The 14583-nt window shown below is 42.1% G+C and carries 15 protein-coding genes; 2 read left to right on the forward strand and 13 right to left on the reverse strand.

Translation table 11 applies throughout. The annotated features are described in order from the left end of the window. Positions 1-453: 453 nt before the first annotated feature. Entirely contained in the window at positions 454-1623 is a 1170-nt protein-coding gene (locus L6I86_RS34920; RefSeq protein ID WP_420851968.1) for an MFS transporter, read from the reverse strand. Positions 1624-1950: 327 nt separating this feature from the next. Between L6I86_RS34920 and L6I86_RS34925 the strand changes: the two genes are divergently transcribed. Beyond that, a complete protein-coding gene (locus L6I86_RS34925) occupies positions 1951-2532 on the forward strand; it encodes a TetR/AcrR family transcriptional regulator (protein ID WP_236293461.1) in 582 nt (193 codons plus the stop codon). 229 nt (positions 2533-2761) lie between these two features. On the opposite strand, the gene L6I86_RS34930 is transcribed toward L6I86_RS34925, so the two are convergent. From L6I86_RS34930 to L6I86_RS34940, 3 genes are all read right to left on the reverse strand, one after another. Continuing rightward, positions 2762-3205, reverse strand: a complete 444-nt coding sequence (locus L6I86_RS34930) for an oxidoreductase (RefSeq protein ID WP_236293463.1) — start codon at positions 3203-3205, stop codon at positions 2762-2764. Positions 3206-3269: 64 nt separating this feature from the next. Continuing rightward, positions 3270-3590: an immunity protein TriTu family protein gene (locus tag L6I86_RS34935; RefSeq protein ID WP_236293465.1), complete on the reverse strand. Its 321-nt coding sequence runs from the start codon at positions 3588-3590 to the stop codon at positions 3270-3272. Between the two features lie 128 nt (positions 3591-3718). After that, positions 3719-3973 (reverse strand): hypothetical protein, encoded by a 255-nt coding sequence (locus L6I86_RS34940; RefSeq protein ID WP_236293466.1) that lies wholly within the window; start codon positions 3971-3973, stop codon positions 3719-3721. 322 nt (positions 3974-4295) lie between these two features. Here L6I86_RS34940 and L6I86_RS34945 point away from each other — a divergent pair, with 322 nt between their 5' ends. Next, a complete protein-coding gene (locus L6I86_RS34945; RefSeq protein WP_236293467.1) occupies positions 4296-5273 on the forward strand; it encodes an aldo/keto reductase in 978 nt (325 codons plus the stop codon). A gap of 206 nt (positions 5274-5479) precedes the next feature. On the opposite strand, the gene L6I86_RS34950 is transcribed toward L6I86_RS34945, so the two are convergent. The 9 genes from L6I86_RS34950 to L6I86_RS34990 all read right to left on the reverse strand — a co-directional run bounded on the left by L6I86_RS34950 (position 5480) and on the right by L6I86_RS34990 (position 13854). Next, entirely contained in the window at positions 5480-6043 is a 564-nt protein-coding gene (locus tag L6I86_RS34950) for a 5' nucleotidase, NT5C type (protein WP_236293469.1), read from the reverse strand. Positions 6044-6200: 157 nt separating this feature from the next. Beyond that, on the reverse strand, positions 6201-6440 hold the full coding sequence (locus L6I86_RS34955) for a hypothetical protein (RefSeq protein ID WP_236293470.1): 240 nt from the start codon (positions 6438-6440) through the stop codon (positions 6201-6203). Between the two features lie 804 nt (positions 6441-7244). After that, entirely contained in the window at positions 7245-8267 is a 1023-nt protein-coding gene (locus tag L6I86_RS34960; protein WP_236293472.1) for a Vps62-related protein, read from the reverse strand. Positions 8268-8352: 85 nt separating this feature from the next. Next, the gene (locus L6I86_RS34965; protein ID WP_236293475.1) at positions 8353-9363 is read right to left on the reverse strand and encodes a CehA/McbA family metallohydrolase; all 1011 of its coding nucleotides are present in this window, start codon (positions 9361-9363) and stop codon (positions 8353-8355) included. Beyond that, positions 9360-9821: a hypothetical protein gene (locus L6I86_RS34970; RefSeq protein WP_236293478.1), complete on the reverse strand. Its 462-nt coding sequence runs from the start codon at positions 9819-9821 to the stop codon at positions 9360-9362. The genes L6I86_RS34965 and L6I86_RS34970 overlap by 4 nt, the downstream gene beginning before the upstream one ends. 71 nt (positions 9822-9892) lie before the next feature. After that, complete coding sequence (locus L6I86_RS34975) at positions 9893-10738, reverse strand: ABC transporter permease (RefSeq protein ID WP_236293481.1); 846 nt, start codon at positions 10736-10738, stop codon at positions 9893-9895. Beyond that, positions 10735-11877, reverse strand: a complete 1143-nt coding sequence (locus L6I86_RS34980; protein WP_236293484.1) for an extracellular solute-binding protein — start codon at positions 11875-11877, stop codon at positions 10735-10737. The genes L6I86_RS34975 and L6I86_RS34980 overlap by 4 nt, the downstream gene beginning before the upstream one ends. A gap of 55 nt (positions 11878-11932) precedes the next feature. Next, positions 11933-12949, reverse strand: a complete 1017-nt coding sequence (locus L6I86_RS34985; protein WP_236293488.1) for an ABC transporter ATP-binding protein — start codon at positions 12947-12949, stop codon at positions 11933-11935. An 80-nt stretch (positions 12950-13029) separates the two neighbouring features. Continuing rightward, the gene (locus L6I86_RS34990) at positions 13030-13854 is read right to left on the reverse strand and encodes an ABC transporter permease (RefSeq protein ID WP_236293491.1); all 825 of its coding nucleotides are present in this window, start codon (positions 13852-13854) and stop codon (positions 13030-13032) included. Positions 13855-14583 lie beyond the last annotated feature (729 nt).

The raw sequence follows: 14583 nt of genomic DNA on the forward strand, positions 1-14583 counted from the left end.
TCTGTCCAATGTCAAAATAACGTAACACCTCGTTCAAGTAAGATGTGCTCATTATCTCCAGATAGACCAGATATTATTATTGAGCTCTACTGCCCGTTAGCGTAACGATTGCTCCTCGATTAATGCTTTTTCCTCACCGTAATACAAAAGGATCTACATATTAGTTATGCATAATATGTAAATTCCTATATTATACCTTTGGATTCAAACATGAAAAGGAAACAACACCCTTTTTATCTCACAATTGGTTTAACTCAAAGGCTAAAGTACCCTCCATTTGTTGGATGACAAGAATGAAAATAATCAGGCGACAAAGATCTGTTCTGTTAGCGTTTTTCGTTTATTGGTCGTGCTAATAGCACACAGAATAGGAGTCTATACTGGCAAAAGCTTAATGCATAGACTTCGTCGTCATTGTGTGAAATAAAAGATGGGCTAAGCGAGGCACGATTATTATTTCGATATGACAGACTGCGGACGGCAGGTCAATGCCCAGAATAAGAGGGCCAAAGCACTGACAGCGGCACCTAACGAACATACTCCGTTCCAGCCAGCGTATGCGTAGATACTGGTCGAAGCAATTGAACCGGTGGCGCTTCCTATGGAATAGAAAATCATGTAGCCGGCGGTGAGTCGACTGCGTGCCTCTGGGCGCACGTTATAGATTAAACTCTGGTTCGTGACGTGTACGGCTTGCACCGCCAAATCAAGGAGGAGTATTCCAACGATCAATGCAAGCAGCGAGTGTTCGGTATAGCTGATTGGCAACCATGATACAAGCAACAAGCTCAGCGCAACTCCGGTGGTCCTCTGTCCTAAACCTCGATCGGCGAGCCGCCCTGCTCGAGATGCCGCTAACGCACCGGCAACTCCAGCGAGACCAAACGCTCCAATAGCCGTATGCGAAAGCGACAGCGACGGGCTGCTTAGAGGTAACACGAGCGAAGTCCACAATGTGCTGAACGCGGTAAAAATCAGCAAAGCCAGTACGGCGCGGACGCGTAAGATTCGTTCTTGCAAGAACAAAGCGATTACCGAACGAAGCAACTGTGGGTAAGTTAGTGACTCTCTTTTGCGTTCATCATGCGGCAGCACACGGAACAACACGCCAGCCATGACGAGCATCAACGCCGCTGAGACGAGATAAACCGAACGCCAACCGGCGAGATCGGTCAATACGCCAGCGAAGGTTCGCGCAAGCAGAATGCCGATCACTACTCCGCTTATCACTAAGCCGACTATTCGTCCGCGCTCGACAGGAGCAGCCAAAGTCGCCGCAAACGCCACGAGCACCTGCGTTACTACAGCGAGCAGTCCAACCGCAGCCAAGCCTGTGAGCAGCACCGTGCTGGTTGGGGCGATGCCAACCGCAATAAGAGCCAATACGGATAATAGCATTAGACCGGGGATCAGTCGACGTCGATTCAGCAGATCGCCGAGCGGTACCAACAGCAGCAGTCCCAGTGCATAACAAATCTGTGTAATGGTAATGACAATGCCCACGGATGAATGCGCAATACTGAACTCGCTCGCCAGGGCGTCCAGCAGTGGTTGTGCGTAGTAGATATTTGCGACAGCCAACCCGCAGGCGGTTGCAAATAACAGTGCCACATAACGAGACATCTTAGTAGCAGGAACGGAATCGGATACGGTGTATGCTCCTTGTGCTGTAGCCTCTACTATATCGCAATCATTTCCGGCAATAACTGCCGCCTTTTCTGATAGCATCTCCATTGTTCACACATCCAATCTTCTTTAAATTAATTATATACCAATCAGTATATTATATCGATAAGTATGTTATGATGCTGTGTAAATATTAATCGCCACACATACATACTGTCAAGAGATGGTTGTCAAAAATTATTGTTTGAAGGGGCTTGATTTGACAGCAAATCCATCAAAGCTTAAAATCATAACATACTGAACGATATGGAAAGAGGTGCTGTCATGGTTCGGCAACGGGAATTTGATGTGGACATTGCATTAGACGCAGCTATGCAAATATATTGGGAGAAGGGATTCGAAGCTACCTCATTAAGTGATTTAACATCCAGAATGGGAATTCAGAGGCCAAGCATATACTCCGCCTTTGGTGACAAGAAAGAATTATTCGAAGCCGCGCTACGGAAATATACAACCTATCACTCTTCCAATGTCCGAGCTAAACTTCAGAATCGTTTATCTATAAAAGAAGGATTTCGCACTATATTTGAGGGTATTGTAGAAGAAGGATACTCTGAAAGTTGCAATCGGGGATGCTTTTGCATTAATACGATGGTGGAACTTGCTCCTCATGATGAAAAATTTGAAATTCTTACAAGGGAACATCAGATGTATCTTTCTGCCATATTTCAAGAAGCGATTGAACGAGGTTTACGATCAGGTGAGCTTGAAACCGAAATGAACGCAAAAGCATTAGCACAGACACTTGTTGTATCGTTAATCGGACTTACCGTAATGATGAAATCTCGTCCAGAACGATCATTTATAAATAATTCTGTAGAGATTATACTTACATTGCTTAAGTAGATGTTGGGTAGTTCTATAAAATCTATCATGAACTTAACTTAGAATGTTCAACTCCTATCAAAAAATTCTTAACTCATAAGACACAATGTACAAACTATGATATACGAAATGAACAATGTTTATTGCACTAATCTACACGTTAGATTAGAAAAGGCCACCGATCCACCGGCAGCCTTGTTTTTGTTGTCTATTTAGCTATCGTTCCTCGATAGCTTAACGTGGTGCCTTTCTATTGAATACCTGCTGTTCCAAATGTGCTATTAATTACTTTTTTATAATTATCCCACTCAAAATAAAAAGGACCGATATTAATTTTTTTCATCTCAGGCTCAAGGAAAAAGTCCTTCCAAGTAACAACATTATTTTCCCTATCGATTTTTACAGAGATAATTCCGCAACCTTCATCTCCACACCAAGAGCAAACCATAAGGGGATATCTGTACCACATTGTTTCATGAGGTTTCCTCAGTAAAAAATAATCAATCATTTCTCTCTGATTTTCATTACTCATCCAACCTAGAGAAGGAACTTTATCATGCCTTATCAGCATTTTATAAAGCGATTTACCATCTATGATCAGATCTGCAAATTTTGTGTTTTTCTCGCCCTCTTTGATCGGCTCAAAATCAGTGCGACATGAGGGCTTTGTTTTTAAGGTGTTCAGTTTCTTCATAGTTGCTCCCTATTTTTCAATATCCATTGCTATCCATAGTTCTGCTCAACTATGTTGTAACGAATCACGGTTTTATCCCCGTCTGTAGTACGTGGAAAAATTGCTCTAATATTTCATTGAAATCAGGTTCATCTGGCAACCTCTCAATGTATTTCCACAAAATCATCTCTCCTGTATCTATATTTACGACCTCATATTCCATCTGTCGGGATTTCCAAACCGTAACTTGACCTAAACAATTTTCAGATTCATAAATAACGCCTGTAGAAGGGTTTGGAATACGGCTCTCATCAGGATTTTTATGCTTTACATATTCCATCTTTATTGCTTCTTCTTCAAGTTCATTCTTTTTGTTTTCTGCCCAAAGTTGAAACCTAGTTCGCATTCTTCCGACCTCCTCTTCTTACGTAACAAAGGTTGCTATGCGGCAGTCAACTATCGTTCTTACGATAGTTCAAAAAAGTAATGCTTATTATCAGCGGTAGTCATTGGACCTCAGTGCGTTCATATAAATCATGGTCCAGTTCCATCAGTAATCACACGATAACCTAACCAATTTTTCTTCACCCAAATAAATGATTTGGATATTTCATCAACATAGTATAATTTTGCTCCCCCAAAAGAAGTGCTACCTTTCCCCTCAACTTGAACACTGAGGCTTTTATTGGGAGAGAGAAGAATAAATGCTTCCTTACCGCTAGTTCTGCCGTTAGATTGGGAAAGAAAAGTAAATAAATCACTAAAAACGACGTGATGGATATAATCCAAATTTGTTTTCTCTTCGACATCATTGTATCATCCTCCCAACATTTAGTTCTTTAAAAATAAGACGAAGGGAGCAATAAAAAGTTTCCATTCTATAACATTCTTACTCGCATGCTATTTCAATAATCTGCCCGTTACTTGAGAAAAGGCAGTTGATCCAATTGGATCAACTGCCTTCTCAAAATGTTATTTAACTCTCGTTTCCCGTTACAGACTAGTTACTTATAGGGAAGTAGGTAAACATAAAGTGCGTTCTTCCAAGTAGCTTGTTTTTTGAGTATATTTCATTTGGAAGCATGAATTGAACCCAAAAGGAGTAGATACTGTGAGATATCGTGTACTTGGTCGTTCAGGTCTTGAGGTAAGCGAGGTAAGTTTAGGGTGTTGGGCAATTGGCGGGCCTTCGTGGCGAGACGGTGAGTCAGTGGGTTGGTCAGGCAACGATGACAGCGCTTCTATTTCAGGGTTGAAACGCGCTTTTGATCTGGGTATTAATCATTTTGATACTGCAGATGTCTATGGAGACGGTCATTCAGAGCGCGTGATTGGACGCTTCCTGAAAGAAGTGCCGCGAGACAAAGTTATAATTGCCTCGAAAGTCGGCTGGTTCCGAGGAACAGCTCCGAATGCCATGCAACCTATCCACATCCGTCACCAGTTAGAGCAATCGTTGATGAATTTGGGCACCGATTACTTGGATCTTCATTATTTTCATAACACGAACTTCGGTCCAAACGATCTTTATTTGGCAGAAGCGGCTGAACTGATGCGTCAATTACAGAAGGAAGGCAAAGTGCGTGTCATCGGACAATCAGGCTATAGCTACGGTGACTTCAAAAGAGTCTGTCCAGTTACTCGTCCAGACGTGTTGCAATTCCACTATAATGCCTTCGGCAATCAGTTTGATCAGCCTGATACCAATTTGTTCGAATGGGCAGCTGAGCAAAATTTAGGTGTCGTGCTATTTGGCCCGCTAGCGCAGGGGTTACTGCTCGATAAATTCGATCCGGAGAATCCGCCAAAGTTTGGCGAAGGAGATGTTCGTGCGTCCAATTTAGGATTTACCAAGGAGCGTCTTTTGGAGATCCGCCAACGACTTGTCCCCATCAAAGAACGGTTCGGTATGGAAGTACAAGATTTGGTAAGGGTGGCGATTCAATTCGCGCTTGCACAATCTCCGAACGCTTGCGTAATTCCAGGATTCAAGAATGTTAAACAGGTGGAATCTAATGCACATGGAGCTGGAAATCCATTGAATTCGGAAGAAGTTGCCTTCATTCGTAGCGTAATTCAAAAGGCTTAATCTGATAGATACTGATTTTATTCAAACATGAATGCCTACCAAGGATGGTAGGTTTTCTTGGTTATCATAAAATGTTAGAACAAAAAATTAAAATCATATTTAAGATTTATAATTCCCAAGATATTCTGCCTGCTACCAACGTGGCTGCCAAGTGATTTCGGCAACCTCGTCCTCGTTTCTTATTGAACATACGTTCCCTCGTTAGTTTAACGAAATACAATAATATCGAGGATTTTGCCAATCTCTTGCCAATCCCTCACTCTTGTAATCCTTTCATGCTGACATTCTTGATTATATGGCTTATCAATCAAAAGTACATTAACTCCCCCTTCAGCTATCGCTAATGCATGAGCTGGATGATCTTCAATAAAAAGTGATACCCCATTTAATTTTGCACATTCTATCTTTCCATTCGGAAATTGTGATGCACATAACGATTCAATCACAATATCATTTTCTTTAATCCATTTATTAACGGATTCCATCCATTCAACTGGTCTTCCAGTCATAATAGTAAATTTCACTTCATTGGCGAACCTAGAAAGTGTTTCTTGTAGGAATGGATATGGTTCAATGAGATGTAATTCATCTTGATTGCTGACAAAAAATTCTTGAAAATCTTTAAAACTTTGCCCATATAGTTCTGATATTTCATAAATAGTAACTTCATTGAACATAATGCTACGATTAAGTTGCTTATTATAAACATTTACAATTGATTTCCTAGTATCCATTAAAGTATCATCAAAATCCAATCCAATATGTATCACTGTTTCTCACTCTCCTAGATTAAGAAGTCCATGCTTTAAGAGTAATTCATATAATACCAAATGGGAACCGTACTCACTATCCTGCCAGTTGATCGTACCGATAGCCTCCCATTCCTGTTTTTTTAACTATCGTTCATCGTTAGCTTAATGATAATGCTTAACTACGTAACGCTTCAGCATCTTTTAAAAGCTTCAAAATCTTATTCCTTCCGTCTTCCGTCAATGTCCAGTATGTATCGTTTACTTCAATCATGCCCATGCCCTCAATCCAAACGGTTACTTTAATGAGTTCTTTACCCTCACAGTCAATTGCAGTTAGCTTGAAGTTCGGAAAAATTGCTTTGGGCTGCCCATTCATAACATCTGCCGTTCGAACTACTTGTTCAAAATTTCGCATCTGTTCTTTCCCTTTCAACGGTTTTCCTAGTTCGCCAGGTCAACTTGTTTGCAAATTGTGAAGACTCTCTTTCTTCTACTTTAATTTCACTGATCAAATCGAAATTTAACTTTAACTGTTCCCGAGTTGAACACCCGAGTGAATATCCGTAGATTGTTCCCCCTTGGCTTTACAACCTATTACTAATAAAAGCACAAAAATTGTCAATATTACCATTATTGTTTTTCGTCTCATCAAAGTTTTGTCTCCTATCCAACGAGTTGCTCTTGTAAATATGCTCCTAACATTTAGACGGTACAAAAAGTGAAATTGTTTTAATCTCACAATTGATGGCTACTACTCACTCCATTATCCTGCCCGCTACTTCAACAGAAAAAGAGATCATATCGACTGAGTGGCAGCCATGATCTCTTTTTAACTATTAATCTTTGTAAGCAATTCTTATCATCAGGGATTTTCGGGACACTTCAATTCGCCGCTTCTAAATTTGTCATAAACAGCTTTCGGACCTTTCATACTGCCGAAATCGCAGTTCTGTTCCCACGGTTTATATATCATTAAATAGGTAATCCCTAACAGTAAAATAAAAACTATTATAAGGATATATCCTTTCTTCATCAATTTTTCCACCTGAAAAATAATTACCCTTTAAGAAAGTGATTGAACCTCGTTTCACATTCATTGATAACATCTCACTTTTTAAATGAAAACATGATTTTAGCATAATATTTATTGTTATTTATTATATTATTGTTGTTATAAAAAAGACTCACAGCAACGGGCTGCGAGTCTCCTTATGCCTAATTAGTGCGTCGTCCATGCACCTTGAAATGCTGGTCCTTTTACACCAGTCGATTCGGTCGTCGCTCCAATTTCCCCCCATAGACCTGCATATTTAATAAACGTCTGACTATTCAAAGGATAGCTTAGCTCACCAACGTTGATGACACTGTTTTTTGTATTCCAAGCTGTACCGGTAGAGGTTACATCTGCTGGCAGAGGGCTAGTTCTTGTGTGTGTACCTGCTGTCGGGTAACTGGCGTGTGTACCAAGGGCTGAATAGACAACGGGATGCGTGTAATCATTCAGCAGCTCTTGTGAGCTTGTAGCGATCACCCCCGAACTGTCTGCAAAATCCATTTGAGCAGCCGTATAAGGCAGACCCTCATTATCATGAGCAGCATAGTACGTAGACTGGAAGTTCATTTCGCTATCTAGCGTAACTGTAATATGCTCCCAGTCGGATTCATGGTTCAGGTCAACGCCGGCTACGGATGGAGAATCATTATAAGGAGAAAAGAACCAATACTGAATGTCATAGCCGCCACTGATCGTGGTGCTTTTCAGGACATGGGCATAAACCTTCCAATTGGATGAGTTGGTAGCACCTAAATGTGTGGCGTCATCCGGCGGCTGTAGGAAGAATCCCTCATCATGATAGGTATCACGTGCCTGATTAGACATGATATTGTCACTGTTATGGCTGCACAGGAAATTTTTAGTACTATGTGATTGGGTGAACATATTTGCCTGTGTCACAGACCCAAGTGCTAGGATCTGGTCGTCACTGCAGCCGCCGTCATGATGAAAGCGCATGGTTACTCTTTGTAGGTACCAGTCTACGCTTGATGGTTTATTAACCTCATTCACATGCAGATACATTTTTGGTGCGAATTTTAACATCAAGGTTTGTTCTACGTTATCATCAATCGTATCAGTATCATTGTCAACGATGGCCGCAAAGGCCATTGTATTCCACATCATTCCACACCACGCTGCGCATATTAGTAGGAACAGGCCCATTCTTCTTACATGCTTTCTTCTCAAGGATCATGCCTCCTAATCATAGAGTACTAACACAATCACAACCAGTAGAAGTTCGTAATCGACTGAGCACCTGTTGCCGTCATGCTTATTCACCTCCCTCCGTGAAATAAATGGCGTTCGTGAAACCAATCATTGTACTCACACTCCCGCATATACCATGCATCTCAGCCCGCATCCATTGAACACCCGTTAAATCAAGATAAGTGCAGATTTCCAAATGAACTCCTTCGAGTTTAAACAAGGCCAACTGCCCCAAATTACTTACCAGCTTCATGTCTAATGCGTTATCCGGCAGCACCCAATGTCCTTCTCTTGCTGAGAAGTCGACACCGACTGTTATTTCCGTAAGCTGACCTGGGTTTAACGTTACCCTATCCCCGATATCACCTTCGCTATCTAATGTCCTTACACGAAGCTGTGGCAGCGGTCCCATCGAAATAGCTACTGCGCCGCGTTTCAGTGCGTCAAGTGCGGCTTTTACTAAGCCAGACGATGAAATAACGGATTCGCGAAGTCCCAAGAACGTTGCTGAGATTGGCTCAGAAACGGGATCAGCTACGTGCCAATCTCTTCCACTGGTTGCAGCAATTCTATAACCTTGGTTCAGCAAATCTGTCCACATGGCGAAGGCACGCCTGTTATTCCGCCTTATGGAGGGAAATAAACCAGACCACACTTCGATATAATCGATCGCATTCCAATCCGTCACCTCAAACTCCCAAAAACATCCCGTACACATCGGACTTCCGACACGAAAAGGATGGGCTATGCCGACTAGTCCACCCTGACGATGTACACCATCTATGCCTCGGTGGATATGGAAGGGACTTAAATTTCGCCAATCTACATAATCGGTTAAACCTAGCGTCAGCATATGTCCGAAGAACGTCGTCCATTCCAACCCAGGGATCACCTCGACACCCGTCGCCGCTACGACCTTCTCCCGATCGGACAAGCCAGTCATGGTATTGTGATCAGTCAATGCAACCCCGCGCAACCCCAGATCTTTGGCAGCTTCAGCAAGCTCCATCAGGGATTGCTTGCCATCACTATGATAGGTATGACAGTGCAGCTCAAATGGCAGCCATTGCGTCACTTCTTTGCACCCCCACCCAATACAAAAAGGCGATAACGACACTGTTCAGTCACTATACAGTGTACATTGATCATAATTTTCAATTGGCCTCTCGGGAAATCTCCTAGAATGAATCCGGGGGAAGCCTCTTTGGTCGTGATCGTTAGATGTTGGACTGAATCATGTCGATGAGCAGCACCTCGAAAGCCATTTTCATCATCTAATGAAAGCGTCATTAAATTTTGCAAAGGATGATAATCTCGCCAAGGATGAGATGCCTGATGTTCCTTTAGGATAAATAGGCCAAGCCCTTCCTTTATAAGCTCTTCCGCCTTACTTTCATCCTCCAACTTTTTGGGTTCATAGGTAAATTCTAAATGCAGCTCGGAGCATTCCTTCTGCAAGTGAAGGGTATAGGTAATATGGCTTTTAGAACAGCTTGGTGTCACTGTTCCATCTGCTAGCAGCAGTGTCTCCACCGTTGTTCCTCCTTCAAAAGGAAGAACACCTTTCCTGTATAAGGGAAGGTGCTCATTCCATAGCATAACCCTTAATGGGAAGAAACTTTATCGTCTTTAATCATGGTTCGGATATAGAAATATCCCATAAATGAACACAGAACAAACATAAATACGGCGGTAGCACTTGCGAGCTGAGTTTCCTGATAAACCGAAAAGACTTGCCGCATCGCAACACCAAGCACCTGAGGCGAGTTAGGCCCAATTAGGAACGGTGCTGTAAATCCACCGATAATGCCCATGAAGCTGAAGGTGATCGCTACCAGCATAGTTCGGTAGGTTAGCGGAACAATCAGCTTGAAAAAGATTTGCAATCGCCCGGCGCCAATGTCTTTTGCACTTTCAATTAAAGCGCTGGGAATGCCGGATAACGCTGAAGCTAGCAGCATCGTTGTGAACGGAATATTAAACCAAAGATTCGCTAGAATAATTCCCTTATAATCAAAAATGATTTTAGGGATCGAATCAACGCCAAGCGGCAGCAATAACCGAGATAACCAGCCGTGATTCCCGTACATGTTAATGATTCCGTAAGAAGCAATAACCGAAGGGACAAACATTGGAATCATGTACATTTTCTTAATACCATTTACGATTGGACCGCTGCTAAAACGCATGTAGATCGCTAAAGCATAGCCAATAAGAACAACTGCGATCACGGATATAATCGTTAGCTTTAACGTAAATAGGATGTTCGCCGACATGCCCTTATCCGTAAACAATTTGATGTAATATTGGAACGTATAATTTCCGTTATCATCTCTAAAGCTTTCGTTGATCGCCAGGATGATCGGTGCAATAACGACAAAACATAAAAGTAAGAACGATGGGATGACTAGCGCTAGCCCAAAGATCCCTTGTTTCACATTTTTATTCATTGGCCTGCAACTTCTTGCTGCCAGCGTTTTTGAATCTCTTTGCCAAGATCACCTAGATTGAATGTTCGATATCCTGCAGCCACATCCTTGAACTCATCTCTCAATTTCGATGGCATTTCCGACCATTTAATGCCTGGATAGCCATACATTTTCTGAATAATGACGGTTTGCGCATCTGGTGTTAGAACAAAGTCAAGGAACTTAGCTACAGAATCTAGGTGCTCCGATAACTTAGGAGCCATGAGATACGTGGGTCCGCCAGTAAACGATGGACTAATTTGTGTTAACTTCGTCGTTTCGGGAAGAAGCTTTTTGCTGATTTGCTCCAGCCCTTGGTCAGACCATGCTGGAATCATATCTACCTCTCCGTTTGCCATTAAATCCAAAGTACCTTGGTTTTTCTTTGGATAAACGCCTTTTTGATACATGCTTGGATGAAGTTCTTTCAACAGACTAAAGCCCTTACTCCATTGTTCCATCCATTTCGGATCTTGGCTTGTGTTCGCTTCAGGGGGAAGGAAATTATAAATAGCCGTTTGCACAAAAGAATCACCAGATCCACCAGTAGCAGGATCATTATAGGCAAAGCGACCTGGGTGTTTACGTATCCAATCGTAAAGCTCATCCGCTGTTTTTGGAGGATTTGTCACCTTGGCGCTATTGTATGCCAATACGACGGCTGAAGCACGATATGGAATCCCCTTACCATCCAAGTTTTTCAGGTTGTTTTCATCAATTTTACTTAGATTAGGAATTTTCGCCTTGTCAAATGAAGCCCAGAGATCGCCCTTCATTCCTTTGGTCAAATCGCTCAAGCTGCTTTCATAGAGGTCAATGTCTCCGGATTTTTGGTTAGCTTGTTTAGCAGCCGTAATACGGTCAATCGTGGATTGGCCACCGGAGCCAGAATCGATGTAAACCATCTTCACCTTAATGTTCGGATTGGCTTTTTCAAACATCGGTATGAGTGTTTCCCACAGCTGCTTAACGTTAAGAGAGCCTGTAAAATAGAATTGGAACTCATCCTGCTTCTGTGAACCGCTTGCTGGCTTATTGGCACCACTGGAACAACCAACCAACGTGGATAACACCAATACTGAAGCTAAGGCCACGTTTAAACGCTTCTTCATCCTGACCATCCCTCATTCCTCCTTGAAATTTTAAGTCATTCTATTTATTTTTAGGCTGACTTGCTTACTTGTAAGCCAGTAACTTGGAAAACGTGACACTTACTCCTTGACCAGCTTGTAGATTTTTTACGGTATCTCGAGGTAAAAACGCTTTTAATAGGCCACAGTCCGTTTCAAGTGCTACTTCTGCATAGTGCCCTAGAATCATCACCTGATGGACTTTGGCAGCAAGACCCTCGTCTGGTTTCACAAAGAGAATATCCTCCGGCCGAACAGCCACCGTGACCTCACCATCCAGATGTTCCGTGTTATCGAATAGCAGCTGATTGACATTCACGTGAATTCCATCGGCGTTTCCTTTGATAAAGTTCATTTTCCCAATGAATTGCGCTGTAAATAGCGTGCGCGGTTTGTCATAAATGACTTGTGGTGATGCCATTTGTTCAATATTCCCTGCATTCATGACTACGATATTATCCGAAATGGATAGCGCTTCTTCTTGATCATGTGTGACGAATACCATCGTAAGCCCTGTTTTCGCTTGAATATCACGCAGTTCTTCCCGCATCTCATGACGCAGCTTCGCATCAAGTGCAGAGAATGGTTCATCAAGCAACAACACAGCTGGTTCCAAAAGGAAAGCTCTCGCTACAGCTATCCGCTGTTGCTGGCCGCCAGACAACTCCCCCGGAAATTTCTTCTCGGCCCCTGGCAACCTCACTAGATCAAGCACCCGTGAAATGGCTTCCTCGATTTCTTTTTTATTCTTTTTACGTATTTTCAGGCCAAAGGCAAGGTTATTATAAACAGTCATGTGGGGCCACAAGTTATAGCCTTGAAAAACCATGGCGGTAGGTCTTTTCTCAGGAGGCAGCTTTAGTACGCTTTTCCCTTCAATTAGAATATCTCCCGAGTCTGGCTCAAGGAACCCTCCAATGCTCCTTAAGACCGTTGTTTTGCCACATCCGGATGGTCCAAGCAAAGTAACTAACTCGCCCTTCTTCACATCAAGATTAATGTCAGAAACACCCTCGCCTGTTTTATATCTTTTGGCTAAATTTTGGATAGATAGCTGAATCATGGGGTACTCCTTCCATATGTGTATTTGTTATTCCACATGACAATGTGTAAGTTCTCGATACCCGAAAACCCGTGGTTTTCTCATTTCATTTGAAAACCGCTTGACATAACGTCTGCTGAGACGAATCGCTGGGCCGCAATGAGAAGAATAATGGTCGGAAGCGTTAAAATAATGGAAAAAACAGCGCCTGCTGTACTCGGGTAGTCTGATATGATCGAATACATAACAACTGGCATCGTTCGGAAGTCCGGAATACCGACAAGATATGTACCTTGAGCCTCATCCAATGAACTGAGAAACGTGAAGATAGATGCCACCGTGATCCCAGGCAACGCCATTGGAAAGGTAATGCTCCAAAATACACGTAATGGCGTTGCGCCTACATCTCTGGCTGATTCCTCTTGTGCTTTATGCACATTTCTGAAAGCCGCAGAGGGAATCCATGTCATATACATCAAGGTATTGACAATATGAATGAGGACAACCCCGAGAAATGTGTTCATGAGTCCGAGCTTATAAAACAAGACCGCGATAGAAACATACAAACCCATTTTAGGGAAAGCATGCGTTAGTAGAAATGAAAACAAAAAGATACGACTTAAAGGAAATCGAATTCTCGCGAATGCATATGCGGCAGGAATGCATAGAACGATTGAGAAAGCGGTTACAACAGTGGCAATCATAAACGATAAGCTAATCGATTTAACAACTTCTTGATTGGAAAGAACGAACTTCCACCAATCCAGCGACCACGCTTGAGGTAATGGTGCCGGATATTGCCATTTCCCTGTGAACGCTAGAAGTAAGAGGTTCAATAAGGGTCCCATAAAAAATGCAGCAAAAATGACAAGGATAATGAATTCAATTAGCTTTCGTCTTCCAAGCGCTTTGAAATACCATAACATGTGATTGTGATCTCCCCTTTCAAAGTTTGTCCGGGTTTACGAAAAGTGAAATCTGAAAAGTCGACTAGTCTAGTAATTTCATCTATTCTTGCGACTCTCGGAATCGGCATTACTATTCCCTCTTTTCTAAGTATGCGCTTACCCTTATCATAAAATATGTTATTCTTTTTAAACTATGATTGATTACGGTTTCCTCTGCTTTTTATTTCCGTCAAGAATTCGTATAAGCGTACCATATTCCCATATAATGGTAATGTTTGGCATCTCATCATAGTACTACCAACTTTTCCAGCCCCAGCGCTATAAGCGTCAGGATAATCAGATTGAAAAGGCAACCGAAAAAAAGGTACAGCTTCCTCAACTTTTGTGAGTGGGCTGTACCTTTTTGATGTAAAAAACTATTTCATTGGCCTCGCGAGTGTCAGAAAATCTTGTCTTTTAGAGCTAACGTGACCTAAGATAATCGAGAAATCATCGAAATAAAACATGCCTCGCATATCATGGAAGAAAATGTACGCTTACTTATAACCTAAATATACTGTACTTTGAATTATTTAAATAGTCCATTCTTTTTCTAGTACCTGTGGACCTTAATGACCTTGGAGTTCGAGGGGATAGTGTTAAACTAATCTGCCCGTTAGTTTAGTCGATAAGCGTCCCTCTTCCTACGCTCTGTCGGGAATGAGATAAAGTTCTTGTAAAAAATCAGGAATGGGATAAAGTTCTTGT

Source organism: Paenibacillus allorhizoplanae (assembly GCF_927798215.1).
Lineage (GTDB): Bacteria > Bacillota > Bacilli > Paenibacillales > NBRC-103111 > Paenibacillus_E > Paenibacillus_E allorhizoplanae.